Below are 25,793 nucleotides of genomic sequence, written 5' to 3'. Positions count from 1 at the left end.
GTCAGCGCGTGCCCGTCGCGCGCGCCGTCGTCTCGCGCGCCAGCAATGTGCGCGTCGCAGCGGTAACATCGGCTTGCCGCATCAGGCTCTCGCCGACCAGGAAGGTCGACATGCCGACGCGCTCGAGCCGGGCGAGATCGGCGGGCGTGAAGATGCCGCTCTCGCCGACCATCAGCCGGTCGCCGGGGATCAGCGGCGCCAATGTTTCGCTGGTCGCAAGCGTGGTTTCGAAGGTGCGCAAATTGCGATTGTTGACGCCGATCATCGGCGAACGCAGCTTCAGCGCGCGGTCAAGCTCGGCGCGGTCGTGGATCTCGATCAGCACGTCCATGCCGTGGGCGATGGCGGCATCCTCGAGCTCCTTGGCCGCGGCATCATCGAGCGCCGCCATGATGATCAGGATGCAGTCGGCGCCGTGCGCGCGGGCCTCCGCCACCTGATAGATGTCGAACATGAAATCCTTGCGCAGCACCGGCAGTGACGTTGCCGCGCGGGCCGCCACCATGAAGTCGAGATGGCCCTGGAACGAGGGCGTGTCCGTCAGCACGGACAGGCAGGCAGCGCCGCCGGCCTCATAGGCCCTGGCCAACAGCGGCGGATCGAAATCGGCGCGGATCAGGCCCTTTGACGGCGACGCCTTCTTGACCTCCGCGATCAGCGCGTAGTCGCCATTGGCGTGCTTGGCCTTGATCGCGCGCAGGAAGCCGCGCGGTGCTGCTTGCGCCTTGGCCTTCGCCTCTACCGCCGACAGCGGCTGCGCGCGCTTGGCCGCAGCGATTTCTTCGCGCTTGTAGGCTTCGATCTTGGTCAAGATGTCCGACATGTCAGGCTCAGCCGTTCGAGACCGCGATCAAATGTTTCAGCCGCGCGCGCGCCGCGCCGCTGTCGAGTGATTTTGCGCCGATCACGACACCTTCCTTGAGATCCCCGGCACGCCCCGCCACGACCAATGCGGCAGCGGCGTTGATCAGCGCGACGTCACGGTAGGGGCTCGGTTTGCCGTCGAGCACGCCCTGCAAGGCGATAGCGTTGGCGTCGGCGTCGCCGCCTTTGAGTGCACCGGCCTCGCAGCGCGGCAGGCCCGCGTCCTCCGGCGTCACCTCGAAATTCCGGATCTCGCCATTGTGGAGCGCGGAGACGAAGGTCGGGCCGGTGAGGGTGATTTCGTCGAGGCCGTCTGAACCGTGCACGACCCAGGCGGATTCGGAGCCGAGGTTCTTGAGCACTTGCGCCAGCGGCTGCACCCATTGCCGGGAGAACACGCCGACCATCTGCCGCTTCACACCGGCCGGATTGGACAACGGACCGAGCAGGTTGAAGATCGTGCGTGTCGCAAGCTCCACCCGGGTCGGGCCGACGTTCTTCATGGCGGGATGATGGGCGGGCGCGAACATGAAGCCGATGCCGCATTCGCGTATGCAGCGGCCGACCTGCTCCGGCCTCAGATCGATCTTCACCCCGAGCGAAGCCAGCACGTCGGCAGCGCCCGAACGCGACGATAGCGCGCGGTTGCCGTGCTTGGCCACCGGCAGACCGGCGCCCGAAACGATGAAGGAGGCACAGGTCGAGACATTGACCGAGCCGGAGCCGTCGCCGCCGGTGCCGACAATGTCGACGGCGTCCGCGGGCGCATCGACCGTGAGCATCTTGGAGCGCATGGCCGAGACCGCGCCGGTGATCTCGTCCACGGTCTCGCCGCGTACCCGCAACGCCATCAGCAGGCCGCCCATTTGCGAGGGCGTAGCCTCGCCGGACATCACGGCGTCGAAGGCGGAAGCCGCTTCGTCACGCGACAGGCTGGCGCCGGTCGCCACTTTTCCAATGATCGATTTCAGGTCGTCCATCGCGTGCTTTCAACTCACTGGTTCGCGCCGGTCACCTGCGCGAAGGCGGCCTGATTAATCGTGGTCCCGATGTCGGTTTCAAGCTTGTTGACGTAGGACGCGACCTGCTCCTCGGTCTGCGCGCGGTCGAGACTGTCCTTCAGCTTCTTGACCGCATCGGAAGCGGCATCGACGGTGGGATCGATGATCTCGGTAACGCGGAACACGATCACCTCGGTGCCGCCGGTCACTGCCGTCTGCCCGACGCCGTCCTTGGCGACGCGGAAGGCGGCCGACACGATGGCCGCGGGCACGCTGGCGGGCGAGTCGTCCCGCTTGAAGCCGGTGGCGGTCTCGACCTTGGCGCCGATCGCGGCTGCTTCGTCGGCGAGCTTGCCGCCAGATTCGAGCTTCTGCACCATCTCGGTCGCCTTGGCCTTCAGCTTGGTCGCGATCTGGTCCTGGCGCCAGCGCACCTCGACCTGGTCGCGAACCTCGTCGAGATTGCGGTCGCGCGAGGGCGTGATGGCAAGCACGTCGTACCAGACATAGCCGCCCTTGAACGAGATCGAGTCGTTGTCGACGCCGACATCGGTGTTAAAGGCCTGCGACACCACGTCGAGGCCCTGCGGAATGCCGGAGACCGGCTGGCCGCTCGGCGCGCGGCCGGAACGGTCGACGGCGTCGATGGTCACGGCGGTGAGGCCGAGCTTCTGCGCCGCGTCGATCACGCTGGCACCGCCGCCGCGCTCGTCTTCCATCTTGTCGCGGAGATCGGCGACCTTGACGCGCGCACGCTCGGTGGCGATCTCGCGCTTGATGTCGGCGGCAACGCTCGCGTAGTTCGCCTCAGTGCCCGGCTCGATCTTTTCGACCTTGACGATCGACGTGCCGAGACGGCCCTGGATCGGCTGGCTGATTTCACCGGCGGGAAGCGCGAAGACAGCGTCTCCAACTGCGGGATCGAGCGAGGATTTGGTCACGAGCCCGAGATCGACGTCAGACGCGCTCAGTCCGCGCTCCTTGCCGAGGTCCTCGAACGACGTCCCGCTGGTGAGCCGCTCGCGTGCGGCCTGCGCCTCGGCGGCGTTGGGGAATACGATCTGCTGGATCTGGCGCTTCTCCGGCGTGCCGAGCCGGTCCTTGCGCTGGTCGAATGCTTTCTTGGCGTCCTCGTCCGACACCTCGCTCCACTTGCCGATCTCCTCCGGCGAGATCACGACGAACGCGATCTTGCGATATTCGGGCGCGCGGAACTGGACCTTGTGATCCTCGAAATAGGCGGCGAGCGCCTCCGGCGATGGCGCGTCGATGGTGCCTGCCTGAGCTGCGTCGAGCCTGACGAATTCAATGGCGCGCTGCTCGTTCTGGAAGCGCGTCAGCACGTCGAGCATCGCCTTCGGCGGCTCGAGGCCGGCACCGATCGTGCCGGTGATCTGCCGACGCAGTGAGACCTTGCGCTGCTCCGAAACGTAGCGCTGCTCGGTATAGCCGAAATTGCGGATCACGGACTGAAAGCGGTTCGAATCGAAGTTGCCGCCGACGCCCTTGAAGTTCGGGTCGTTCATGATGAGCTGGCGGATCTGGTCGTCGGACTGGCCGAGCCCGAGCCGGCGCGCCTCTTCGTCGAGGGCGGCTTCCGCGATCGTCTGCTGGAGCACCTGACGGTCGAGGCCGAAGGCGCGCGCCTGCTCAGGCGACAGCGGCCGGCCGAACTGGCGGCTGATCTGCTGGAGGCGATCAGTGTAAATCTGGCGGAACTCGTTCAACGAAATCTCGGTGCCGCCGACCTTGGCCACGGTGGACTGCCCAAAGCCCTTGAAGATGTCGGCAATGCCCCAAACGCCGAAACTGATGATCAGCACGCCCATCACAATGGCCATAATGGTCTTGCCGAGCCAGTTTGATGAGGCCTTGCGCATTCCTCGAAGCATTTGGTCCAACTTGTTTGGCAGGAGGGGAATGGGAGCGCGTCTTAATGCAGATTCCGCAAAAGCGCGTCACCAAATTGATCAATCATCATAAAGTGGTGGCTTTCCCCCCGCAACCTCGGGTCTAGCAGGCTTTCGATCCCTGCGGTTAAAAGCCCCTGGTCTCTGGAACTGCCACTGGACCTCTGCTAGCGCATGAACAAACCAAATTTTGCTGGAATTTGACATGACCGATGCCATCCGCCCCCTGATCGCCGGCAACTGGAAAATGAACGGCCTCAAGGCCTCGACTGCCGAATTCGACGCCATGCTCAATGGCGCGGCAGAGGTGGCCGGCAAAGCCGAGCTGCTGGTTTGCCCGCCGGCGACCCTGATCGCTGCCTTTGCCGAGAAGGCACGCGGCAAGAAGGTCGCGGTGGGGGCCCAGGATTGCCACCCCAAAGCCTCGGGCGCCCATACCGGCGACATCGCCGCCGAAATGCTAGCGGATTCGGGTGCGACCGCCGTCATCGTCGGCCATTCCGAGCGCCGCGCCGACCATGGCGAGGGCGATGCCCTGATCCGGCAGAAGGCTGAGGCCGCCTGGCGCGCCGGGGTGACGGCGATCGTCTGTATCGGAGAGACGCAGGGCCAGCGCGATGCGGGCCAGACCCTGGATATCCTGCGCGGCCAGCTCACCGGCTCGCTGCCGGATGGCTCGACCTCCGCCAATCTGGTCGTGGCCTATGAGCCGGTCTGGGCGATCGGCACCGGCCTGACCCCGACGTCTCGGGATGTCGAGCAGATTCATGGCTTTATCCGGGAATTCCTGACCTCCAGGTTCAAGGCCGACGGCGCCGGGATGCGCATTCTCTATGGCGGCTCGGTCAAGCCCTCGAACGCGGCCGAGCTGATGGCCGTGAAGAACGTCAATGGCGCGCTGGTCGGCGGGGCCAGCCTGAAGGCGGCCGATTTCCTTGCGATTGCGCAGGGCTGCCCTAATTAGGCAGGGCCGTCCCTGGCTGGTTCAAACCACTGGTCCGGGGCTGATCGGGGGTGGCAATGCCCCGTCCGATCGTGTAACACCGCGCAACTTCAGGAAAACCCCGCGAAGCACGATTGGCCGCCGTCTCGGCGCTGTCGGCTTGTGACGGAAGGACACTATGCAGACCGTTGTCATCGTCATTCACCTCATGATCGTCACCGTTATGATCGGCGCCGTCCTGCTCCAGAAGTCGGAAGGCGGGGGCCTCGGCATGGGAGGCGGCGCAGGCTTCATGTCGAGCCGCGGCACGGCGAACCTTCTGACGCGGACCACCGCGATTCTGGCCGTCGGCTTCTTCCTCACCAGCCTGTTCCTGTCCTGGTATGCCGGCTACGACCGCAAGCCGTCGTCGATCATCGGTGCGCCGGCGTCGCAGACACAGCCGGCCGGTGGCGGACCGATCGCGCCGCCGACCTCGGGTGGCATCCTGGATTCGCTGAAGAAGGCCGACGAGCAGCAGGCTCCGGCACCGAGCGGCCCGCAGGTACCGCGTTCGCAATAAAACAGGGGGGCCATGCAGGGCGGCTTCTACCGTCCTGGATCAACAATCCCTATCAAGGCTCTGTCACCACTCTCAGTTCTGGCTCACCCACAGCCCCGCAAAATGTTTGGGGCGGAATACGAATCGCTTTGGCGAATCGAATTCGAGGGATTAGAGGTTAAGCCCCATGGCGCGGTACATATTCATCACCGGCGGCGTGGTTTCTTCGCTCGGCAAGGGTCTGGCTTCAGCGGCACTCGGTGCCCTGTTGCAAGCTCGGGGCTACAAGGTCCGCCTCCGCAAGCTTGACCCCTATCTCAATCTCGATCCCGGAACGATGTCGCCGTATCAGCACGGCGAAGTGTTCGTGACCGATGACGGCGCGGAGACCGACCTCGATCTCGGTCACTATGAGCGCTTCACCGGGCGGCCGGCGACTAAGGCCGACAACATCACGACCGGGCGCATTTATCAGGACATCATCTCCAAGGAGCGGCGCGGCGATTATCTCGGCGCGACCATCCAGGTGGTTCCGCATGTCACCAACGCCATCAAGGATTTCGTCCTCGACGGCAACGACGATTACGACTTCGTGCTGGTCGAGATCGGTGGCACCGTCGGCGACATCGAGGGCCTGCCGTTCTTCGAGGCGATCCGCCAGCTCAAGAACGAGTTGCCGCGCGATCACGCCATCTACATTCATTTGACGCTGCTGCCTTACATCCCGAGCGCCGGTGAGCTGAAGACAAAGCCGACGCAGCACTCCGTCAAGGAGCTGCGCTCGATCGGCATCCAGCCGGACATCCTGCTCTGCCGTACCGATCGCGAGATCCCGAAGGAGGAACGGCGCAAGCTCGGGCTGTTCTGTAACGTGCGCGAGAGCGCCGTCATCGAGGCGCGCGACGCCGACAGCATCTACGCTGTCCCTCAGGCTTACCACGCCGCAGGCCTCGACGACGAAGTGCTTGCCGCCTTCGGCATCGGCTCGCGGATTCCGCCGGAGCTGCGGAGCTGGCAGCAGATCAACGAGCGCATCCGCAATCCCGAGGGCAACGTCACCATCGCCATCGTTGGTAAGTATACCGGCATGAAGGATGCGTATAAGTCGCTGATCGAGGCGCTCTCCCATGGCGGCATCGCCAACAAGGTGAAGGTCAATCTCGACTGGATCGAAAGCGAGATCTTCGAGAAGGAAGATCCCGCGCCGTTCCTCGAGCACGTCAACGGCATTCTGGTGCCCGGCGGCTTCGGCCAGCGCGGCGCCGAAGGCAAGATCCGCGCGGCGCAGTTCGCGCGCGAGCGCGACGTGCCGTATTTCGGCATCTGCTTCGGCATGCAGATGGCGGTGATCGAGGCAGCTCGGAATCTCGTCGGGATCGAGGAGGCCAACTCCACCGAGTTCGGCCCGACCAAGGAGCCCCTGGTCGGCCTGATGACGGAATGGCTGCGCGGCAACGAGCTCGAGAAGCGCACCAACGCCGGCGATCTCGGCGGCACGATGCGCTTGGGCGCCTATCCCGCGGCGCTCAATCGCGGCAGCCGCGTTTCGGAAGTCTATGGCGGCGCGACCGAGATTTCCGAGCGCCACCGCCATCGCTACGAGGTCAACACCGCCTATAAGGATCGCCTCGAGCAGCACGGGCTGAAATTCTCGGGCCTGTCGCCCGACGGCGTGCTGCCGGAGATCGTCGAGTACGAGGATCACCCCTGGTTCATCGGCGTCCAGTTCCATCCGGAACTGAAGTCGCGACCGTTCGAGCCGCATCCGCTGTTCGCGTCGTTCATTCGCGCGGCAATGGTTCAGAGCCGCCTGGTGTAATCGCTCAGCGCGTGGCGGTGCAGTCACCTGCAAGATGCATCGGCTCCGGCGCGGCCGGCATTGACGTATCAGGCGCAAGCGATCCCGTGACGAGCTTCATCTGCGGCCGTCGCGTCAGCTTGTAGACGGCGGCCGGCGGCACGTTCAGCAGGGCACGATCCACCAGCTTTGCGCGCAAGCCCAGCCGGTCGAGCACGGGCCGCGGGATCGGACAACTCATGTCGTAGGTGAACTGGTAGAAGGCGCCGCCGGGGCGGACATGACTGAACGCGCCACCGACGATCGAGACCACCTTGCGCGTCGACATGTTGAGCAGCGGCAGGCCGCTCACGACCGCGCCGACGGGCGCGCCGTCATAGAGGCGCTCCGTTGCGAGCCGCCCTGCATCCATCCACAAGACGCGCGCGTTCGGAAAACGCATCTGGAGCACCTTCATGAAGTCGGAGCCGTATTCGATCAGCGTGAGGTCCTGCTGGCGCACGCCGCGTTTGAGCAGCTTGTAGGTGAACGCGCCGGTGCCGGGGCCGAGCTCGAGAACAGGGCCGGTCGATGCGGTGATCTCGCGGGTGATGAGATCGGCCAGCGCCGCGCCTGACGGCGCGATCGCGCCGACGCGGCGCGGGGCTGACATCCATGACAGGAAGAACGAGAGGAAATCGTTGGGCATGCGCACTCCGGCATCTTGGTTGCGCCTCGCAGGTCAGAGGTGAGGCGGCCGAACAATCGCTTGAGTGCATTGCGACAGCATTGCGTGCCGCCTGTCGATTGCGTCAATTCTCCCGGACGGGCGGCAGTGACATCCTGAAGCACGCGCCGCCGATCGCTGTGTCCGCGACCGAGATGTGGCCGCCATGCAGGAGCACGATCTCGCGCACCATGTTGAGACCGAGGCCGGCACCGCGATCGAGCGGTGTCAGCCGGTAGAACGGTTCGAATATCTGTTCGCGCTGATCGGCCGGAATGCCGGCGCCTTCGTCCGTGACCTCGATGCTCGCGGGCCTGCTGACACGAATGCCTATGGTGCCGCGGCGCGGGCCGTGCTGGATCGCATTCTGCACAAGGTTGGTCAGCGCGCGCTCCAGCGCCGCCGCATCGCCGATCGTTTCGACCGGCGTGGAGGGGGCGTCGAGCGCCAACTCGTAGCCGGCGGCAATGGCCAGCGGCGCAAGATCTGCGGCCGCGCTTTGCGCGATTGCGACGAGGTCGACGCGCGTGAAGGGATGGCCGCAGCGGTCGAGCCTTTGAATGTCCAGCAGCTGCTCGGCAAGCGTTGCCAGGCGCGCGGAATCCTCCAGCAACCGGGTCTTGTCCGGCCCCGCTGGAAGCGACTCCAGCCGCGTGTTCAGGATCGCGATCGGTGTGCGCAACTCGTGTGCGGCATCGGCGACGAAGCGCTTGTGGCGGGCATAGCCCTGGTCTAGCCGCGCCAGCGCGTCGTTGACCGCGGTCACGAGCGGCACGACTTCCAGCGGAATCCGGTCCAGCGACAGCCGCGTGCCGCGTTGATGGATGTCGATGTGCCGCGCCTGGTCCGCCGTCGCATCGAGCGCCTCGAAGGCGCGCCGCACGATCATCGGCGTGGCGATGAACGTCGCCGTTCCCATGAGGAGCAGGCCAGGCAGGGCGATGCCGAGCAGTGCAAGCGATGTCATGATCAACGCCTTGGCGCCCGTGAGCTTGCCTTGCGTCGCCGTGATGATTTGCACATTGCCGGCGTCGGTATCGACCCGCTTCAGCCGCGCCGGGGGCTTGCGCGGATCGTCCTCGAACAGCTGCCAGCCGAGCCGGGCCTGGCTGATCTGGTCGAGGCCGCTGCCGATGGCGGCGAATTCGGCCGGCACGGCGCCTTCGCTGAGCGAATGTCCCTGCCTGTCGCGGACCAGGAACCAGAGATCGGGGGTCTCGCTGCGCAATTGTTTCAGCTCGGTCGTCGGCCGCAGGACCAGGTCGCCTTGCGCGTCGCGTCCGAGCGCGCGCTGGACGATATCGATCACGCGATCTTCGTCGCGCCCGGCGATCACGAATCCCGACGCGCTCAATGCCCCGACGACGACGGCAACGAGCGCCGTGAGCAGCACCGCCTGGAGCGACAGCAGGCGCCAGCTCAGCCGCGAGCGCAGGCAATAGGGTTCGTGGTGCTTGCTCATGGCAGCTTCTTCAAGAGATAGCCGACGCCGCGGATGCCGTGGATCTCCACGCGCGCATCGGCTTCCGAGAGTTTGCGGCGCAGGCGCGACACGTGCGTATCGAGCGCATTCGACTGGATCTCGTCGTCGAAACTGTAGACGGCTTCTTCCAGCGCGGAGCGCAGCACGGTCCGGCCCATGCGGCGGACCAGGGCTTCCAGCACGAGGAGCTCGCGCCGCGGCAGCTCGAGCGGAGCCCCGTCGATGCTTGCCTCGCGATGGCCGAAATCGAAGGCGAGGCGGCCGGCGTGCATGATGTCGGGATGCAGCCCGGCGGGCCGGCGCAGCACGGCGCGCAGTCGCGCCAGCAATTCCTCCACCGCGAACGGCTTTGACAGATAATCATCCGCCCCGCAGTCGAGGCCGGCGACCCGGTCGGCGAGTTCGCCGCGCGCCGTCAACACGATGATCGGCACGCCGTCGGCGCGCGCCCGCAGTTTCGGGATCAGGGTGAGACCGTCGCCATCGGGAAGCTGGCGATCGAGCAGGACGGCGGCGTGGACGTCGGCAGAAATGGCCTCTTCCGCCTCGGCAAGCGTGGGGGCGTGGTCCACGACCATGTCGTAGCGCTTCAGCGCCGACGCCAGCGCGTCGGCCATTTCGGCCTCGTCCTCGACGAGCAAAATCCGCATGATCCGCACCTCAACCTCAATCGCGCCATTCTAGCGGCCGTATCATTGCGGCAGCATTGCGGGAACCCGCTCTCGATGAAGCGGCTTGAGCGGGCTCTAGCCATGCACGGAACGCTACCGGGGCGGCTGAGCGGGCCTCAAGACACCGTCGGGGCCGGCCGTTATAACCGCCGGACCTGATCAGGGAGGAATACGAATGATCTACGAAATGCGCATCTATCGCTGCGTGCCCGGCCGCCTGCCGGCACTGCTCAAGCGGTTCGAGACCGTCACCCTGAAGGTGTGGGAAAAGCACGGCATCAGGCAGGCCGGATTTTTCACGACGCTGATCGGTGAATCCAACCAGGAGCTGACCTATTTCCTGGCCTGGGAGTCGCTCGCCGAGCGCGAGAAGAAGTGGGCCGCCTTCATGACCGATCCGGACTGGATGAAGGGGCGCGCCGAGAGCGAGGCGGACGGCCAGATCGTCGGCAACATCGTCAGCCAGATCCTGGCGCCGACCGCCTTCTCGGCGGTGAAGTAGAGGCGGCCGGCGCGAGGGCGTCGCGGAGAGCCTGGGCGCAACCCTGATATTCTGGGAGCCCAGGCCGAATGGGGTTGATCCGCCCTTCATCGCGGCTATGGTCGCGCCGGAACGAGGGATTTGCCTTGAGCTCTTCGACGTCAGCGGCGCCGGTCGTCACCATTGGCAAGGTCAAATTCGGCAATGATCTGCCGATCTCGATCATTGCCGGGCCGTGTCAGCTCGAAAGCCGCCAGCATGCGCTGGAGGTGGCCTCCGCGCTGAAGGAGATCGCCGCGCGGCTGCAGATCGGCCTCGTCTACAAGACCTCATTCGACAAGGCCAATCGCACCAGCGCGTCGGCCGCGCGTGGCCTCGGACTTGCACAATCGCTGCCGATCTTCGCCGAAATCCGATCGTCGCTCGGCCTGCCGGTCCTGACCGACGTGCATGACGCCGGGCAGTGTGCCGAGGTGGCGCAGGCGGTGGACGTGTTGCAGATTCCCGCCTTCCTATGTCGCCAGACCGATCTGCTGCTGGCGGCGGCCGCAACCGGCAAGGTCGTCAACGTCAAGAAGGGTCAGTTTCTTGCGCCCTGGGACATGGCCAACGTCGTGTCCAAGATCACGAGCGCGAACAATCCCAACGTGCTCGTCACCGAACGCGGCGCGTCCTTCGGCTACAACACCCTGGTCTCCGACATGCGCGCGCTGCCGATCCTGGCGCGCACCACCGGCGCCCCCGTGATCTTCGACGCGACTCATTCGGTGCAACAGCCGGGCGGGAAGGGGACGTCTTCCGGAGGCGAGCGCGAATTCGTGCCGGTGCTCGCACGCGCAGCCGTCGCCGTCGGTGTTGCCGGTATCTTCATCGAGACCCATCCCGATCCTGACAGCGCGCCGTCCGACGGACCCAACATGGTGCCGCTGCGCGAGTTCGAAGGGCTGATCCGAAGGCTGATGGCGTTCGACGCGCTCGCCAAGGATTCGACCAAAGCCGACCCGCGCTGATGCAGCAAGGCGAGGCGCGGGCGCACGATCACGGCCTGCCGGCCGCGCTTTACGTCATCTCCGGTGCAAGCTTCGCCGCGGCGCTCTCCGCGCGCGCGCTCGATCCGGTGCTGCCGCACGTCGCGGAGGACTTTGGCGTCAGCATCGCGACCGCTGCCGGTTTTGCCGCGGTGTTCGCCTTCACCTTCTCGATCATCCAGCCGATCGTCGGCGCCGCCGCCGATCTGTTCGGCAAGACGCGGCTGATGATCGGCTGCCTCGCGCTGCTCGGCCTTGCCAACATCCTGGGGGCGCTCTCGAGCTCATTCTCGGTTCTGTTCGCGACCCGTATCCTCGCCGGTATCGGCTCCGGCGGCGTGTTTCCGGTGGCGCTCAGCCTGACCAGCGATCTCGTCGGTCCGGAGAAGCGCCAGGTCGCGATCAGCCGCACGCTCGCCGGCGCGATGACGGGCAATCTCCTCGGCGCCTCGGCCTCCGGCCTGATCGGCGATTTCCTCGGCTGGCGCGGCGTGCTGGCGGTGCTCGGCGCGCTGGTGATCGTTGCCTCGATCGCGGTCGCCGCCGGTTTTCGTGGCGCCAAGGTCAAGCATCCGCCGAAGACGAGCCTGTCGGCGCTGAAGGCGGGCTATCGCACCATCTTCACCAACCCGAACGCCTATGTCTGTTATGCGGCGGTGTTCATCGAAGGCTGCTGCGTGCTCGGCCTGTTTCCCTACATCGCTTCGTTCCTGTTCGAGCTCGGTCAGACCTCGCTCTCGATCGCGGGCATCGTCATCGCGGGCTTTGCGGTCGGCGGCTTGTTCTACACGCTGACGGTGTCGCGCCTGCTGCCATGGCTGGGCATGAAGGGAATGATGATCGCGGGCATGACGCTGGTGGCTTCGCAGCTCGTTGCCGTCGGCTTCGGCCTGCGCTGGGAAGTGCAGGCGTTCAATCTCATCGTGATGGGATGGGGCTTCTACATCGCCCATGGCTGCCTTCAGATGTTTGCCAGCGAACTCTCGGTCGAGGCGCGCGCAACCGCGTTGTCGCTGCATTCGTTCTTCTTCTTCATGGGGCAGACGGTGGGGCCGCTCGCCTATGGACTTGGCCTCCAGCATGGCGGCAAGATGCCGACCCTGTTCGCGAGCGCCGCGATCATGGTCGCGCTGGGCTTCGCCTGTGCGCGGCTGTTGAAACAGCGGGCGCCATCGGATGCAGTCGCCTAAAAGATGTCTAGCGCCTGACGCGGCGTATCGTCATTTAGAACCTCCTTTCCTCAGTTTTTGCTTCATCTGGGAAAGCATCTTGGGGCCCCCCGCCGATAGTCTCTCGGCAATCGCACCAAGATCCGGATCAGCATTACGATATTTGCTGCCCCATAAGCCAAGCTCGGCGAGGACAGGCAGCAGATCAATGCCCGCCTCCGTAAGGCGATAAATCGCCTTCAGTTTATGCGTGGGGTCGTCATGACGGGTAAGGACGCCGCCTTCTTGCAGCGTTTGAAGCCGCTCCGCAAGCGTCCGCGATGATATCGTTTCATCGGACTGCAGAAATTCCCGGAAGTGCTGTTTCCCCGCGAAAACGATGTCACGCACAATCAGCAGCGTCCAGCGATCGCCGAGCAACTCCAGCGACAGACTGATTGGGCAACCTGATCGCTGTCTTCCCGACATCCGTAGTTCCCTTTGTAAATCGATTTACTATTGACATCATTCGAGGCTGGCGTCAATGCTTCCAAATGTAAACCAATCACAAAGTCTCAATGCTGGAGGAGTGGTGGAAAATGCCCGCAGATATCCATCAGGTTGCAAGCGGCGGCTTTTACATATTTCAGAAGGTGACAGAGCTCCTGGGCAGGAAACTGCGCAAAGACGTGACTTATCGATCTGTCCCGCTCGATGACGCCCGCAGCAGCATGATCGCAAACAGGATATCAGCCAGCTTCACGGAAGCGTTGATCGAAACTCCAGCGAGCTTCAATCGCCAAGAGCGATGGGCACTCGACACGCCAACTTCAGAAAACACAACTCGAACGACCTTCAAACAATGGGCTGCTGAATCGTTCGCAGCTTCGATCCTTGCATGATTCGAGAGAATAGACCGATGCGAAAACTTATCCTTCAGATGCAGGTGTCAGCCGATGGCTTTGTCGGCTCCTACGGAACGGTAAATTGGCAGCTATGGGGTTGGGGTGACAACAACTTTTGGGATGATGAACTGAAGCGCGATTTCAATGCTCACTTCGAGCGCATCGACACGATTCTTCTCAGTCGGAAGATGCTGAATGAAGGGTATCTACGGCATTGGGAGAACGCAGCGAACCGCTACCCAACTGAGCCATTCTACGCGTTCGCTAAGCGTATCACAGAAATGAGCAAAATGGTTCCGACGAATAAGCCAACGGAGCCGGCGTGGGAACGAACCACGCTTGTCAGCGGAGATTTGCACGAGGTGGTCGGCGCCTTAAAGAGCCAACGAGGGCGCGACATTGGCGTGTTCGGTGGCGCGGGGTTTGCCGCGGCGCTGATCGAACAAGGTCTCGTTGACGAGTTTCAATTCTACGTCAACCCGGCGGTATTGGGTGACGGCGTCAGGATCTTCGCGGCGTCGGGGTTCAGGAAGCTAAAATTACTCGAGGCCAAGGCTTATTCGAGCGGCATGGTTGTTAGCCGCTATACCTCGTCCCCCGAGCGAGCAAATCTTCGCGGTCGAGACCGAACGCGGTGAGTCAGAAACGGTCTCTTCAAGCTCAGCCCCGGCCGCGATAGGGCGCGACGCCCTGCTCGGGCACCCACAATCCCTTCGGCGCGCGGCCCGTCTGCCAGAACACGTCGATTGGAATGCCGCCGCGCGGATACCAATAGCCCCCGATGCGCAGGAACTTCGGCTTGATCTCGCTCGCGATGCGCTTGCCGATCATCACGGTGCAGTCCTCGTGGAAGGCGCCGTGATTGCGGAAGCTCGCGATGTAGAGCTTGAGCGACTTCGACTCCAGCAACCATTGGCCGGGGGCGTAGTCGATCATCAGATGTGCGAAATCCGGTTGTCCCGTGACCGGGCAGAGCGAGGTGAATTCCGGCACGGTGAAGCGTACCAGATAGTCCGTGCCCTTTTGCGGGTTCGGCACGCGGTCGAGCTGCGCTTCTTCCGGTGTGTGCGGCCATTCGACCGCGCGGCCCAGCTGAAGGGATTTCTTCGCCATTGTCGTCACATCCTGTTCCGCGTGCCGGGATGGACGCAAATGCCGCTGTCGTCAACCGGCGGCGACCGTCTGGATCATGACGATCCGGTCGTTGCCGGATTCGCAGCCCCAGAGCACGCCCGGCCTCCCGTCGAGCTGGCGCACATTGGCGTTAGCCTTGTCGCTGGCGAACACGTTGAAGCGCTCGGTGGCGGGATCGAAGCGGACGATGGCGTTGGCGGAGAAATCGGTCAGCCAGACTTTGTCCTTGTCATCGACATAGACCGCGTAGGTGCGGGGACGCTCGCCGGGCAGCTTCCAGGTCTTCCAGGAGGCTTCCGCGGGATCGTGCACCGAGACGTGGCCACTGTTCCACTCGCTGACCCAGATCCGGCTTTTCGAATCCGACCAAACCCGTCGCGAACCTTGGCTCGGCGTCGGCGGCTCGACCACACTGGCGCTGCCCGTCGCCGGATCGATCCTGGCAATATAGCTGCCGGCAAGCGAGGCATACCAGACGTCGCCCTTGGGCGTGACGGTGATTCCGTAGGGGCCGACGCCCTTGGGCGCCCTGAACACGTCCATCCCGCCCGCGTTCGGCTTGAGGCGGCCGTAATAGCCGGACTGGCCGGTGAACCAATAGGTGCCGTCCTTGTCGAACACGCCGGTGTTGAGATTGGCGTAGGCGAACTTCTCGGGCAGGCGGAACAGGGTGACCTTGAGGTCGGAAGGATCGACGCGGGCGATCGCATTCTGGCCGCCCTCGGTGATCCAGGGCGCGCCGTCGGGGCCGATGGTCACGCCGTGCGGGGCGGCGCCCTGGCCGAGGCTGACCGTCTTATGGCTGCCATCCTTCGGATCGAGCCTGCCGAGCAGGCCCTTGCCCTGGGCCGTAAACCAGACCGTGCCATCGGGAGCGGGAGCGAGGTCGTGCAGACCGATGCCGGAGCTAATGGGATAGTATTTTGTCCGGAACGGGCCTTCCTGCGCAAAACTCGGGCGCGTCGCGAGGAGGGCGATGCTCGAGGCAAGAAACTGGCGGCGATTCATGGCGTTACCCCGACCGTTTCAGATTGAGGTTTTGCGGCAGACCAGATGCGGTCAACCTTAGTCCGAGCCGCTTCACGCGTCAGTCGAAGCCCACCCTCCAAGCGTTCACATTTGCTTGCGGTCCGTGTAAGACCCGCGGCACCGATCAGCCCTAACGAACGGAAGTGCACATCATGACCGCCATCATCGACATCATCGGCCGCGAAATTCTCGATAGCCGTGGCAATCCCACCGTCGAGGTCGACGTCGTGCTGGAAGATGGCGCGCTTGGCCGTGCTGCCGTGCCGTCCGGCGCCTCCACCGGCGCCCATGAGGCGGTGGAACTACGCGACGGTGACAAGACTCGCTATCTCGGCAAGGGCGTCACCAAGGCGGTCGGCGCCGTCAACGGCGAAATCTTCGAGGCCCTGAGCGGCCTCGATGTCGAGCAGCAGGCCCAGCTCGACCAGATCATGATCGACCTCGACGGTACGCCGAACAAGAGCCGGCTGGGCGCCAACGCCATCCTCGGCGTGTCGCTCGCCTGCGCCAAGGCGGCCGCGAACTCGCTCGACATGCCGCTCTATCGTTACGTTGGCGGCACCTCGGCGCGGCTGCTGCCGGTGCCGATGATGAACATCATCAATGGCGGCATGCACGCCGACAATCCGATCGACTTCCAGGAGTTCATGATCCTACCGGTTGGCGCGTCCTCCTTTGCCGAGGGCTTGCGCTATGGCGCGGAGGTCTTCCACACCCTGAAGTCCGAATTGAAGAAGGCCGGCCACAACACCAATGTCGGCGATGAGGGCGGCTTTGCCCCGAACCTGCCGTCGGCGGACGCCGCGCTCGAATTCGTCATGAACGCGATCGGCAAGGCCGGCTACAAGGCGGGCTCCGACATCGTCATTGGCCTCGACTGCGCCTCGACCGAGTTCTTCAAGGACGGCAAATACGTCTACGAGGGCGAGGGCAAGACCCGCTCGATCTCCGAGCAGGCCAAGTACCTTGCTGATCTCGTCTCGCGCTATCCGATCGTGACCATCGAGGACGGCATGTCGGAAGACGACATGGACGGCTGGAAGGAGCTGACCGACCTCGTCGGCAAGAAGTGCCAGCTCGTCGGTGACGATCTCTTCGTCACCAACGTCAAGCGCCTCGCCGAAGGCATCAAGGCCGGACGGGCCAATTCGATCCTGATCAAGGTCAACCAGATCGGCACGCTGACCGAGACGCTCGCCGCCGTCGAGATGGCGCACAAGGCCGGCTACACCTCGGTGATGTCGCACCGCTCCGGCGAGACCGAGGATTCTACCATCGCCGACCTCGCGGTCGCCACCAATTGCGGTCAGATCAAGACCGGCTCCCTTGCGCGCTCCGATCGCACCGCCAAATACAACCAGCTCCTGCGCATCGAGCAGCAGCTCGGCAAGCAGGCGCTCTACGGCGGCAAGGCGGCACTGAAGGCGCTGGCATAAGCCAGCGGTCGGACAAGAACAGGGGAGGATCGACATGAGCGACGGCAAGAACGGCCTGCAACTGCGTTCGCTGATCAAGAAGAGCGGTGAGCTCGAAATCTCGCTGCTCGACGTGCCGACCCCCGAACCCGCCGCGGACGAGGTTGTCGTCCGCGTCGAGGCCGCGCCGATCAACCCGTCCGACCTCGGGCTCTTGATCGGCGCGGCCGACATGAGCACGGCAAAGGCTTCGGGCACCAAAGAAGCTCCCGTCATCACCGCGAAAGTGCCGGAAGGCGCGATGCGGGCGATGGCAGGCCGGCTCGACGAATCCATGCCGGTCGGTAACGAAGGCGCGGGAGTCGTGATCAGGACCGGCTCCTCGGATGCCGCGAAGGCGCTGATGGGCAAGACCGTCGCCATGATCGGCGGCGCGATGTACACGCAGTATCGCACGTTGAAAGTGCGCGAGTGCCTGCCGTTGCCGGAAGGCACCACGCCGGCCGAAGGAGCCTCCTGCTTCGTCAATCCGCTGACCGCGCTCGGCATGACCGAGACCATGCGGCGCGAGGGTCACAAGGCGCTGGTGCACACTGCGGCCGCATCCAATCTCGGGCAGATGCTGAACAAGATCTGCATCAAGGACGGCATCCCGCTGGTCAACATTGTGCGCAGCAAGGAGCAGGCCGACATCCTGCACAAGATCGGCGCCAAATATGTCGTCGATTCCACCGCACCGAGCTTCCTCGGCGATCTCACCAATGCGCTGGTCGAGACCGGCGCCACCATCGCCTTCGACGCCATCGGCGGCGGGAAGCTCGCCGGCGACATCCTCAACTGCATGGAAGTCGCGATCAACAAGACCGCGAAGGAATACAGCCGCTACGGCTCCAACGTGCACAAGCAGGTCTATGTCTATGGCGCGCTCGATGTCCGCCCGATTGAGCTGCCGCGCGGCTTCGGCATGGCTTGGGGCGTCGGCGGCTGGCTGCTGTTTCCGTTCCTGATGAAGATCGGGCAGGCGGACGGGGCCAGGCTGCGCCAGCGCGTCGTCGACGAACTGAAGACCACGTTTGCCAGCCACTACACCAAGGTGGTGTCGCTTTCCGAGGCGCTCGATCCCGCCAACATCGCGGTGTACGCCAAACGCGCCACTGGCGAAAAATTCCTCATCAACCCGAACAAATAATCGGGACGTGCGACGGCACGTCACCGAAAGAAGGTCTTGCCTTCTGAGCGAAGCCGGGGATTATTCCGCCGCCATTTGCACGCGGGAAAACCGCGGGGCGCTCAGAAGGGGACCTCATGACCGATCTTAATCGCCGCCATTTGCTTGCAGGCGCCGCCACCTTCGGTGCGGCTGCCGTGACCGGCTTTGGGCCGACCGCCGCCAATGCCTCAGTACCGCAAGCCGGCACGCAGGCGCCGGGCTTCTACCGCTACAAGGTCGGCAGCTACGAGTGCACCTCCATCAATGACGGTGCGCGCACTTTCCCGATGCCGGACAAGTTCGTCGTCAACGCGCCGAAGGAGGAAGCGCTGGCCGCTGGCGAGGCGGCCTACATGCCGAAGGGCATGGTCACGGTGCCGTTCAACCCGCAGCTCATCAACACCGGCTCCAAGCTCGTGCTGATCGATACCGGCAACGGTGTCGCCAATCTCGAGCCCAGCAAGGGCGCGGTCGGCCGCACGCTGCAGAACCTCCAGGCCGCCGGTGTCGACCCCAAGAGCATCGACGTCGTGCTGCTCTCGCATCTGCATCCCGACCACACCAACGGCATTCGTCTCGCCGACGGCGCGCTTGCCTTCCCCAATGCGGAGATCATGGTGCCAGGCAAGGACTGGGAGTTCTGGACCAGCGAGGACAACGCCGCCAAGGCCGAGTCCAACGCGATGATGAAGAACTACTTCGCCAACGTGAAGAAGACCTTTGCCGGCCTCGAATCCAAGGTGACGAAGTACGAGTGGGGCAAGGAGGTCGCACCGGGCATCACCTCGATCGCGACGCCCGGTCACACCCCGGGGCACACCTCGTTCGCGGTCGCCTCAGGCGATTCCAAGGTGCTGATCCAGTCCGACGTCACCAACATCCCGGAGTTCTTCCTGCGCAATCCGGACTGGCATGTGGTGTTCGACACCGATGCAGCGCTGGCGCAGGAAACCCGCCACAAATTCTACGACATGGCGGCGGCCGAGAAGGCGACCGTGATCGGCTTCCACTTCACCTTCCCCTCGGTCGGCCATGTCGAGAAGGACGGCGCCAAATATCGCCTGATCCCGTCGGCGTGGAATCCGACGATCTGAGCCGATTTGCAGATTTGTACCAGGGATCGGGCCGCCACTTGGCGGCCTGATTGTTTGGGCAACCGTTCAGAAACCCAGCGTTTCCAAATCCGACCGGTCCATGCACTTGCATCTATCGGTCGAGATCGCTTAAGTGCCGACCCGGCACTCCCGCTGAAGATTTCGAGGACACTCCATGGCCTACAATATCGTCACGATCGCCGGCAGCCTGCGCAAGGACAGCTTTTCGCTCAAGATCGCCAATGCGCTCGCCAAGCTCGCGCCGGCCTCGCTCAAGCTCGAGGTCATCACGCCGGCCGGCATCTCGTTCTTCAACCAGGACCTCGAGGGAGCGCCGCCGGCGGATTGGCTGTCTTTCCGCGAAAAAATCCAGAAATCGGACGGCGTCATCTTCGTCACGCCGGAATACAATCGCGCGATCCCGGGGGTGCTGAAGAACGCCATCGACGTCGCCTCGCGGCCCTATGGCAAGAGCTCGTTCAACGACAAGCCGGTGGGCATCATCGCGAACTCGCCGGGCCCGCTCGGCGGCGTCAGTGCCGCCAAGACGCTCCAGAACATCCTGCCGGGCATTTCCGGCCCGATCATGCAGCAGCCGGAGGCCTATCTGAACGGGGTGGGCGACGCGTTCGATGCCGACGGCAACCTGACCAAGGAGTCCTTGAAGCCGGTGCTCCAGGCCTATATCGACGCGTTTGCGGTGCACGTCGCGAAGCATCACGGCTGAGGCCGCGAACCCCGGGTCTCCGTCATGGCCGGGCAAAAACGCGAAGCGCGTCTTCGCGCTAGATGTCCCGGCCATCCACGTCTTTGCCAAATTGACGAAGAACGTGGATGCCCGGCACAAGGCCGGGCATGACGGCTGAGCCAGGCATTGGAACGCCAAGCGGGCGGGCAATTAGCACGCCCTTAACCAACCTGTCCCATCTTCCCAGGATGGTCTCCCGCGCGCGCCTGAAATCGATCCTGACCGGTCTTGCCCTCTATGCGATGGCGGCCGCCATCGTCGGCTATTTCGGCGTCAACGCCTATACCGGCAAATACGGCCTCAACGCCCGCCAGGAGCTCGACCAGGAGATCGTGGCGCTGACCAGCGAACTGGCGCAGCTCAAGCGCGAGCGCGCCAGGAGCGAGCAGCGCGTTTCGCTGCTGCGCTCCGCGAAGATCGACCCCGACATGCTGGACGAGCGGGCGCGCTTCCAGCTCGACTACGTCAATCCGCGCGATCTCGTCCGGACGATCCCGGCGAACTGACACGCGAGCGGCACAAGCGCCATTTGCGGGGTTTGCGGTCTGCCGCTGACTCCATCGAGCCAGCGCGATTGCGATATGCAAGCAGCCCGTTGCTTCCTGCGGCTGACGTGAGCGGGTCTGCGATCGGTATTCCACACACGATGCGGGAGTCGGGGAGCTAAATGTTGCCCGATCCGCGTCAAAGATTTTGCAATATTACGATCGCGTTGCAGTGCGGCATAATGAAAGGCGTGCCATGCCGCCGCGGTGCTTTCCAAGGGCGTTTGACTTGGGTTAGACAGGGCTGAAGTTTTCTCTGACCCGGAATTCCCATGGCCGCACCCAAGAAAGCCGCCGCGAGTACTGCACAGGACAAGACCGACGGCGGTTCGCCCCCGGAATTCACCAGAGAGCAGGAGCTCAAGGCGCTCCGCGACATGCTCCTGATCCGGCGGTTCGAGGAAAAGGCCGGCCAGCTCTACGGTATGGGCGCGATCGGCGGCTTCTGCCACCTTTATATCGGCCAGGAGGCCGTGGTGGTCGGGATGCAGATGGCCCTGAAGCCGGGCGATCAGGTCATCACCGGCTATCGCGATCACGGCCATATGCTCGCCACCGGCATGGAGGCCAAAGGCGTCATGGCCGAGCTCACCGGCCGTCGCGGCGGCTATTCCAAGGGCAAGGGCGGCTCCATGCATATGTTCAGCAAGGAGAAGCACTTTTACGGCGGCCACGGCATCGTCGGCGCACAGGTCTCGCTCGGCACCGGGCTCGCTTTCGCCAATCACTATCGCGACAACGACAATGTCAGCGTCACCTATTTCGGCGACGGCGCGGCCAACCAGGGCCAGGTCTATGAGAGCTTCAACATGGCGGAGCTCTGGAAGCTGCCGGTGATCTACGTCATCGAGAACAACCGCTACGCCATGGGCACTTCGGTCTCGCGCGCCTCGGCGCAGCAGGATTTCTCCAAGCGCGGCGCCTCCTTCAACATTCCCGGCCGGCAGGTCGACGGCATGGACGTCCGCGCCGTGAAGGCCGCCGGCGACGAGGCGGCGGCCTGGTGCCGCGCCGGCAAGGGACCCTTCATCCTGGAGATGCAGACCTACCGTTATCGCGGCCACTCGATGTCCGATCCCGCAAAGTACAGAACGCGCGAGGAGGTCGAAAAAGTCCGCCACGACCAGGATCCGATCGAGCAGGTGCGCAACCGCCTGTTGGCCGCCAAGGTCAGCGAGCAGGATCTGAAGGCGATCGACGCCGAGGTGCGCGACATCGTCAACGCGTCCGCCGATTTCGCCCAGCATGATCCCGAGCCGGATGCCGCCGAGCTCTGGACCGATATTTACCGCTGAACGCGCGCAAGCTTTCTTTTGGAGCCGATATGCCAATTCAAGTGCTGATGCCCGCGTTGTCGCCCACGATGGAGAAGGGCAACCTCTCCAAATGGCTGAAAAAGGAGGGTGAGACGATCAAGTCCGGCGACGTCATCGCCGAGATCGAGACCGACAAGGCGACCATGGAGGTCGAGGCGACCGATGAAGGTACGCTCGGCAAGATCCTGATCCCCGAGGGCACCGCCGACGTGGCCGTGAACACACCGATCGCGACAATTCTGGCCGATGGCGAAAGTGCCGCCGATCTCGCCAAGGCGCCCGCGCCTGCCCAGCAGCAGAAGGCTGCCGAATCCGTAGCCCCTGCCGCCGCGAAGACCGAGGCTCCAGCTCCCAAGGCTGCGCCGGCGCCGCAGGCCGTCGCAGAACCCGACCCGGAAGTGCCCGCCGGCACCGAGATGGTGACGCAGACCATCCGCGAAGCCCTGCGCGATGCTATGGCCGAAGAGATGCGCCGCGACGCCGACGTCTTCGTGATGGGCGAAGAGGTTGCCGAATACCAAGGCGCCTACAAGGTGACGCAAGGGCTGCTTCAGGAATTCGGCGCCAAGCGCGTCATCGACACGCCAATCACGGAGCACGGCTTTGCCGGCATCGGCGTCGGCGCCGCGATGACCGGGTTGAAGCCGATTGTCGAGTTCATGACCTTCAACTTCGCTATGCAGGCGATCGACCAGATCATCAACTCCGCGGCCAAGACGCTCTATATGTCCGGCGGCCAGATGGGCTGCTCCATCGTATTCCGCGGGCCCAACGGCGCCGCTTCCCGCGTGGCCGCCCAGCACAGCCAGGATTATTCGTCCTGGTATTCCAACGTCCCGGGCCTCAAGGTCGTCGCGCCGTTCTCGGCCGCTGATTACAAGGGCCTGCTCAAGGCTGCGATCCGCGATCCCAATCCGGTGATCTTCCTCGAGAACGAGATGCTCTACGGCCACACTGGCGAGGTGCCGAAGCTCGACGATTTCGTGATTCCGATCGGCAAGGCGCGCATCGTGCGCTCCGGCAGCCATGTCACGATCATCTCGTGGTCGAACGGCATGAGCTACGCGCTGAAGGCCGCCGACGAACTCGCCAAGGACGGCATCGAGGCCGAAGTGATCGACCTGCGCACGCTGCGTCCGATGGACACCGACACCATCGTCAACTCCGTCAAAAAGACGGGACGTGCCGTCACGGTGGAAGAGGGCTGGGCCCAGAGCGGTGTCGGCGCCGAGATCGCCGCGCGGATCATGGAGCATGCCTTCGACTATCTGGATGCGCCTGTAACCCGGGTCTCCGGCAAGGACGTGCCGATGCCGTATGCCGCGAACCTGGAAAAGCTCGCGCTGCCTTCGGCTGCCGAAGTGGTCGAGGCCGCCAAAGCCGTCTGCTACAGGTAGACCATGGCGGGTCCGAAGGAGCAGCCATTGCCACCCGACGTCCTCGTCCGCGACGACGCGGTCGAGATCCTGCGCGTGTTCGTGCTGGACGGCGGGCTGTCGATGGCGTTCCAGCGGGCCTTCGACGAGCCCGACATGTGGGGCCTGCTGCTCGTCGATCTCGCCCGTCACGCCGCGCGCGCCTATGCGCGCGAGAGCGAATACACCGAGGAGGACGCGCTGAACCGGATCATCGAGATGTTCCAGGCCGAGATCGAGCGTCCCACCGACACCGGCACCACGACGCCGCGCGGGAAGGGGCACTGACCGTGGCGATCGAATCCTATCATTTCGATTTCATGCTGGAGGCGATCCGCGAGGCGGAAGCCTCGATTGCGCAAGGCGGCCTGCCGATCGGCGCCGTGCTGACCCGCGACAACAAGGTCATCGCCCGCGGCCACAACAACCGGGTGCAGGAGAACAACCCGATCCTGCACGGCGAGATGAGTTGCCTGCGCGAGGCGGGTGCGATTTCGTTCCACGATACCGTCATGTACACCACGCTGTCGCCATGCGCGATGTGTGCCGGTGCGCTCTCACTGTTCAAGGTCAAGCTTGTGGTTATTGGAGAGTCCGTCACCTTCGAGGGCTCCAAGGACATTCTCGACAAGTTCGGCATCTCCTGGATCGACCTTGCCGACGACCGCTCCATCACCATGATGAAGAATTGGCGTTCCATCCCTGCCAATGAGCGCCTGTGGCGGGGCGACATCGGCAACTAACCTGGTCTGTTCGTCTTCGGTCCGGAGACGGATTTTTGCAAAGTTCTTCTTGAGGTCAGCATGCCCATCAACATCCTGATGCCCGCTCTTTCGCCGACGATGGAGAAGGGCAACCTCGCCAAGTGGCTGAAGAAGGAAGGCGACAAGGTCAAATCCGGCGACATCATCGCCGAGATCGAGACCGACAAGGCGACCATGGAGGTCGAGGCCATCGACGAGGGCACGATCGCCAGGATTCTCGTGCCAGAGGGCACGCAGGACGTGCCTGTCAACGACGTGATCGCGGTGCTGGCCGGCGAGGGCGAGGACGTGAAGGCGGCAGGTGCCGCCAAGCCCAGTGCCTCCGCCGCGCCTCCGAAAGCTGCTGAAGCCCCTGCTGCTGCATCGGCTCCTGCGCCTGCTGCGCCCAAGGCCGCGCCGGCGCCCGCCGCAGCACCTGCACCGCAGGCCGCAGCACCGGCTGCGCAGAGCAACGGCCATGCCGGCCGCGTGTTCTCCTCGCCGCTGGCGCGCCGGCTCGCCAAGGAAGCCGGCGTCGATGTTGCGATGGTGACTGGCACCGGCCCGCATGGCCGCGTGGTGGCACGCGACGTCGAGCAGGCCAAGTCCGGCAAAGGCCTGAAGGCTCCCGCGGCGACGCCGTCAGGCGCACCCTCGACCGCGCCGACCATGTCGGACAAGCAGATCCTGTCGCTGTTCGAACCCGGCTCCTACGAGGTCATCCCGCATGACGGCATGCGCCGCACGATTGCGCAGCGTCTAACCGCGTCGATCCAGAACGTCCCGCACTTCTATCTCACGATCGACTGCGACATCGGCAAGCTGCTCGCCGCGCGCGAGGAGATCAATACGGCTGCTCCCAAGGACAAGGAGAAGAAGCCGCTCTACAAGATCTCGGTCAACGACTTCGTCATCAAGGCGATGGCGGTCGCGCTGCAGAAGATCCCGAATTGCAATGTGAGCTGGACCGAATCCGGCATGGTCAAGCACCACCATTCGGACGTCGGTGTTGCGGTGGCAATGCCCGGCGGCCTGATCACGCCGATTATCCGCAAGGCGGAGACCAAGACGCTATCGACCATCTCCAACGAGATGAAGGATTTTGCGACACGCGCCCGCTCGCGCAAGCTGAAGCCCGAAGAGTACCAGGGCGGCACGACGGCCGTCTCGAACCTCGGCATGTTCGGCATCAGCCACTTCACTGCCGTGATCAATCCGCCGCATGCGACCATCCTCGCGGTCGGCACCAGCGAGGAGCGGCCTGTAGTCCGGGGCGGCAAGATCGAGATCGCGAACATGATGAGCGTGACCCTGTCCTGCGATCACCGCGCCATCGACGGCGCGCTCGGCGCGGAACTGATCGGCGCCTTCAAGCAGCTGATCGAAAATCCCGTCATGATGATGGTCTGACGCGCGGTAGAGGGGGCACCGTTGCATGTCCGTACCCGCTGGCCATGGATGTCGCTGCTGCTTGGAGCAGTCGTCGCGCTCAACCCGATTGGGCTCGATCTTCTTTACTCCGCGTTCTTTGCCGGTGAACAACTGGCACGGAACATCGCCCAGCCGGTCGTGCTGATCGCCTTGGCCGTAATGGCTTTGGCGACGATGCTCGAATGGCTGGTGAGGTCTTTTCTGATCAAGCGCCGCGCCCGCGGCGCCTCTTGA

Annotated in this window: 28 protein-coding genes; 19 read left to right on the top strand and 9 right to left on the bottom strand. The window is 64.1% G+C overall.

All coding sequences use genetic code 11. The features are described 5' to 3' along the window. Position 1 precedes the first annotated feature (1 nt). The 3 genes from trpC to IVB42_RS15550 are packed head-to-tail and all read right to left on the bottom strand — an operon-like array spanning position 2 to position 3,757. Positions 2 to 823, bottom strand: coding sequence for an indole-3-glycerol phosphate synthase TrpC (trpC, locus tag IVB42_RS15560; RefSeq protein WP_018458078.1), 822 nt, complete (start codon positions 821 to 823; stop codon positions 2 to 4). A 7-nt stretch (positions 824 to 830) separates the two neighbouring features. Further along, positions 831 to 1,844, bottom strand: a complete 1,014-nt coding sequence (gene trpD, locus IVB42_RS15555) for an anthranilate phosphoribosyltransferase (RefSeq protein WP_085362122.1) — start codon at positions 1,842 to 1,844, stop codon at positions 831 to 833. Between the two features lie 14 nt (positions 1,845 to 1,858). Beyond that, positions 1,859 to 3,757 (bottom strand): peptidylprolyl isomerase, encoded by a 1,899-nt coding sequence (locus tag IVB42_RS15550; RefSeq protein WP_247369909.1) that lies wholly within the window; start codon positions 3,755 to 3,757, stop codon positions 1,859 to 1,861. Between the two features lie 223 nt (positions 3,758 to 3,980). On the opposite strand from IVB42_RS15550, the gene tpiA reads away from it, so the two are divergent. The 3 genes from tpiA to IVB42_RS15535 all read left to right on the top strand — a co-directional run bounded on the left by tpiA (position 3,981) and on the right by IVB42_RS15535 (position 7,078). Then, positions 3,981 to 4,739, top strand: a complete 759-nt coding sequence (tpiA, locus tag IVB42_RS15545) for a triose-phosphate isomerase (RefSeq protein WP_085353242.1) — start codon at positions 3,981 to 3,983, stop codon at positions 4,737 to 4,739. A 157-nt stretch (positions 4,740 to 4,896) separates the two neighbouring features. Continuing rightward, positions 4,897 to 5,280: a preprotein translocase subunit SecG gene (gene secG / locus IVB42_RS15540; RefSeq protein ID WP_247296588.1), complete on the top strand. Its 384-nt coding sequence runs from the start codon at positions 4,897 to 4,899 to the stop codon at positions 5,278 to 5,280. Between the two features lie 166 nt (positions 5,281 to 5,446). Continuing rightward, positions 5,447 to 7,078 carry a CTP synthase gene (locus IVB42_RS15535; protein ID WP_007590604.1) on the top strand — a complete coding sequence of 544 codons (1,632 nt, stop codon included), beginning with the start codon at positions 5,447 to 5,449 and terminating at the stop codon, positions 7,076 to 7,078. Between the two features lie 4 nt (positions 7,079 to 7,082). Here IVB42_RS15535 and IVB42_RS15530 read toward each other — a convergent pair whose 3' ends face one another. From IVB42_RS15530 to IVB42_RS15520, 3 genes are all read right to left on the bottom strand, one after another. Continuing rightward, complete coding sequence (locus IVB42_RS15530) at positions 7,083 to 7,745, bottom strand: rRNA adenine N-6-methyltransferase family protein (RefSeq protein WP_247470551.1); 663 nt, start codon at positions 7,743 to 7,745, stop codon at positions 7,083 to 7,085. Between the two features lie 103 nt (positions 7,746 to 7,848). Beyond that, on the bottom strand, positions 7,849 to 9,225 hold the full coding sequence (locus tag IVB42_RS15525) for a HAMP domain-containing sensor histidine kinase (protein WP_247296590.1): 1,377 nt from the start codon (positions 9,223 to 9,225) through the stop codon (positions 7,849 to 7,851). Beyond that, complete coding sequence (locus IVB42_RS15520) at positions 9,222 to 9,896, bottom strand: response regulator transcription factor (RefSeq protein WP_085353237.1); 675 nt, start codon at positions 9,894 to 9,896, stop codon at positions 9,222 to 9,224. Before IVB42_RS15520 ends, IVB42_RS15525 begins: the two co-directional genes overlap by 4 nt. A gap of 196 nt (positions 9,897 to 10,092) precedes the next feature. Here IVB42_RS15520 and IVB42_RS15515 point away from each other — a divergent pair, with 196 nt between their 5' ends. From IVB42_RS15515 to IVB42_RS15505, 3 genes are all read left to right on the top strand, one after another. Beyond that, complete coding sequence (locus IVB42_RS15515; RefSeq protein ID WP_007590607.1) at positions 10,093 to 10,419, top strand: NIPSNAP family protein; 327 nt, start codon at positions 10,093 to 10,095, stop codon at positions 10,417 to 10,419. A gap of 125 nt (positions 10,420 to 10,544) precedes the next feature. After that, a complete protein-coding gene (gene kdsA / locus IVB42_RS15510) occupies positions 10,545 to 11,408 on the top strand; it encodes a 3-deoxy-8-phosphooctulonate synthase (protein WP_018458071.1) in 864 nt (287 codons plus the stop codon). Next, entirely contained in the window at positions 11,408 to 12,616 is a 1,209-nt protein-coding gene (locus IVB42_RS15505; protein WP_085353232.1) for an MFS transporter, read from the top strand. Before kdsA ends, IVB42_RS15505 begins: the two co-directional genes overlap by 1 nt. Before the next feature lie 30 nt (positions 12,617 to 12,646). On the opposite strand, the gene IVB42_RS15500 is transcribed toward IVB42_RS15505, so the two are convergent. Beyond that, a complete protein-coding gene (locus tag IVB42_RS15500) occupies positions 12,647 to 13,063 on the bottom strand; it encodes a helix-turn-helix domain-containing protein (protein ID WP_085395042.1) in 417 nt (138 codons plus the stop codon). Positions 13,064 to 13,173: 110 nt separating this feature from the next. On the opposite strand from IVB42_RS15500, the gene IVB42_RS15495 reads away from it, so the two are divergent. Together IVB42_RS15495 and IVB42_RS15490 are read left to right on the top strand one after the other, a co-directional pair. Continuing rightward, complete coding sequence (locus IVB42_RS15495; protein WP_247336770.1) at positions 13,174 to 13,476, top strand: hypothetical protein; 303 nt, start codon at positions 13,174 to 13,176, stop codon at positions 13,474 to 13,476. 17 nt (positions 13,477 to 13,493) lie between these two features. Further along, positions 13,494 to 14,117 (top strand): dihydrofolate reductase family protein, encoded by a 624-nt coding sequence (locus tag IVB42_RS15490; RefSeq protein WP_085395044.1) that lies wholly within the window; start codon positions 13,494 to 13,496, stop codon positions 14,115 to 14,117. 22 nt (positions 14,118 to 14,139) lie between these two features. Here IVB42_RS15490 and queF read toward each other — a convergent pair whose 3' ends face one another. Together queF and IVB42_RS15480 are read right to left on the bottom strand one after the other, a co-directional pair. After that, on the bottom strand, positions 14,140 to 14,592 hold the full coding sequence (queF, locus tag IVB42_RS15485; RefSeq protein ID WP_018458066.1) for a preQ(1) synthase: 453 nt from the start codon (positions 14,590 to 14,592) through the stop codon (positions 14,140 to 14,142). A 51-nt stretch (positions 14,593 to 14,643) separates the two neighbouring features. Continuing rightward, positions 14,644 to 15,621, bottom strand: coding sequence for a lyase (locus tag IVB42_RS15480; protein WP_247336767.1), 978 nt, complete (start codon positions 15,619 to 15,621; stop codon positions 14,644 to 14,646). Between the two features lie 173 nt (positions 15,622 to 15,794). Here IVB42_RS15480 and eno point away from each other — a divergent pair, with 173 nt between their 5' ends. The 11 genes from eno (at position 15,795) to IVB42_RS15425 (ending at position 25,793) form a co-directional block, all read left to right on the top strand. Further along, positions 15,795 to 17,078 carry a phosphopyruvate hydratase gene (gene eno / locus IVB42_RS15475; RefSeq protein ID WP_018458064.1) on the top strand — a complete coding sequence of 428 codons (1,284 nt, stop codon included), beginning with the start codon at positions 15,795 to 15,797 and terminating at the stop codon, positions 17,076 to 17,078. Between the two features lie 34 nt (positions 17,079 to 17,112). Next, positions 17,113 to 18,246 carry a zinc-binding dehydrogenase gene (locus IVB42_RS15470; RefSeq protein ID WP_018458063.1) on the top strand — a complete coding sequence of 378 codons (1,134 nt, stop codon included), beginning with the start codon at positions 17,113 to 17,115 and terminating at the stop codon, positions 18,244 to 18,246. Between the two features lie 116 nt (positions 18,247 to 18,362). Further along, the gene (locus IVB42_RS15465; RefSeq protein WP_247397137.1) at positions 18,363 to 19,361 is read left to right on the top strand and encodes an MBL fold metallo-hydrolase; all 999 of its coding nucleotides are present in this window, start codon (positions 18,363 to 18,365) and stop codon (positions 19,359 to 19,361) included. Between the two features lie 175 nt (positions 19,362 to 19,536). Beyond that, positions 19,537 to 20,088: an NADPH-dependent FMN reductase gene (locus tag IVB42_RS15460; protein ID WP_085353225.1), complete on the top strand. Its 552-nt coding sequence runs from the start codon at positions 19,537 to 19,539 to the stop codon at positions 20,086 to 20,088. Between the two features lie 209 nt (positions 20,089 to 20,297). After that, complete coding sequence (locus tag IVB42_RS15455; protein WP_007590617.1) at positions 20,298 to 20,615, top strand: septum formation initiator family protein; 318 nt, start codon at positions 20,298 to 20,300, stop codon at positions 20,613 to 20,615. Between the two features lie 311 nt (positions 20,616 to 20,926). After that, the gene (pdhA, locus tag IVB42_RS15450) at positions 20,927 to 21,949 is read left to right on the top strand and encodes a pyruvate dehydrogenase (acetyl-transferring) E1 component subunit alpha (protein WP_247397139.1); all 1,023 of its coding nucleotides are present in this window, start codon (positions 20,927 to 20,929) and stop codon (positions 21,947 to 21,949) included. A gap of 29 nt (positions 21,950 to 21,978) precedes the next feature. Next, positions 21,979 to 23,367, top strand: a complete 1,389-nt coding sequence (locus IVB42_RS15445; protein WP_026233491.1) for a pyruvate dehydrogenase complex E1 component subunit beta — start codon at positions 21,979 to 21,981, stop codon at positions 23,365 to 23,367. A 3-nt stretch (positions 23,368 to 23,370) separates the two neighbouring features. Next, positions 23,371 to 23,673: a DUF5076 domain-containing protein gene (locus IVB42_RS15440; RefSeq protein ID WP_007590623.1), complete on the top strand. Its 303-nt coding sequence runs from the start codon at positions 23,371 to 23,373 to the stop codon at positions 23,671 to 23,673. A gap of 2 nt (positions 23,674 to 23,675) precedes the next feature. Further along, the gene (locus tag IVB42_RS15435; protein WP_247397142.1) at positions 23,676 to 24,128 is read left to right on the top strand and encodes a nucleoside deaminase; all 453 of its coding nucleotides are present in this window, start codon (positions 23,676 to 23,678) and stop codon (positions 24,126 to 24,128) included. Between the two features lie 60 nt (positions 24,129 to 24,188). Next, on the top strand, positions 24,189 to 25,538 hold the full coding sequence (locus tag IVB42_RS15430) for a pyruvate dehydrogenase complex dihydrolipoamide acetyltransferase (RefSeq protein WP_247397145.1): 1,350 nt from the start codon (positions 24,189 to 24,191) through the stop codon (positions 25,536 to 25,538). A gap of 48 nt (positions 25,539 to 25,586) precedes the next feature. Then, entirely contained in the window at positions 25,587 to 25,793 is a 207-nt protein-coding gene (locus IVB42_RS15425; RefSeq protein WP_018458056.1) for a hypothetical protein, read from the top strand.

The organism is Bradyrhizobium sp. 45, assembly GCF_023073155.1.
Classification (GTDB): domain Bacteria; phylum Pseudomonadota; class Alphaproteobacteria; order Rhizobiales; family Xanthobacteraceae; genus Bradyrhizobium; species Bradyrhizobium canariense_D.
This window is presented reverse-complemented; position numbering and strand designations above follow the sequence as displayed.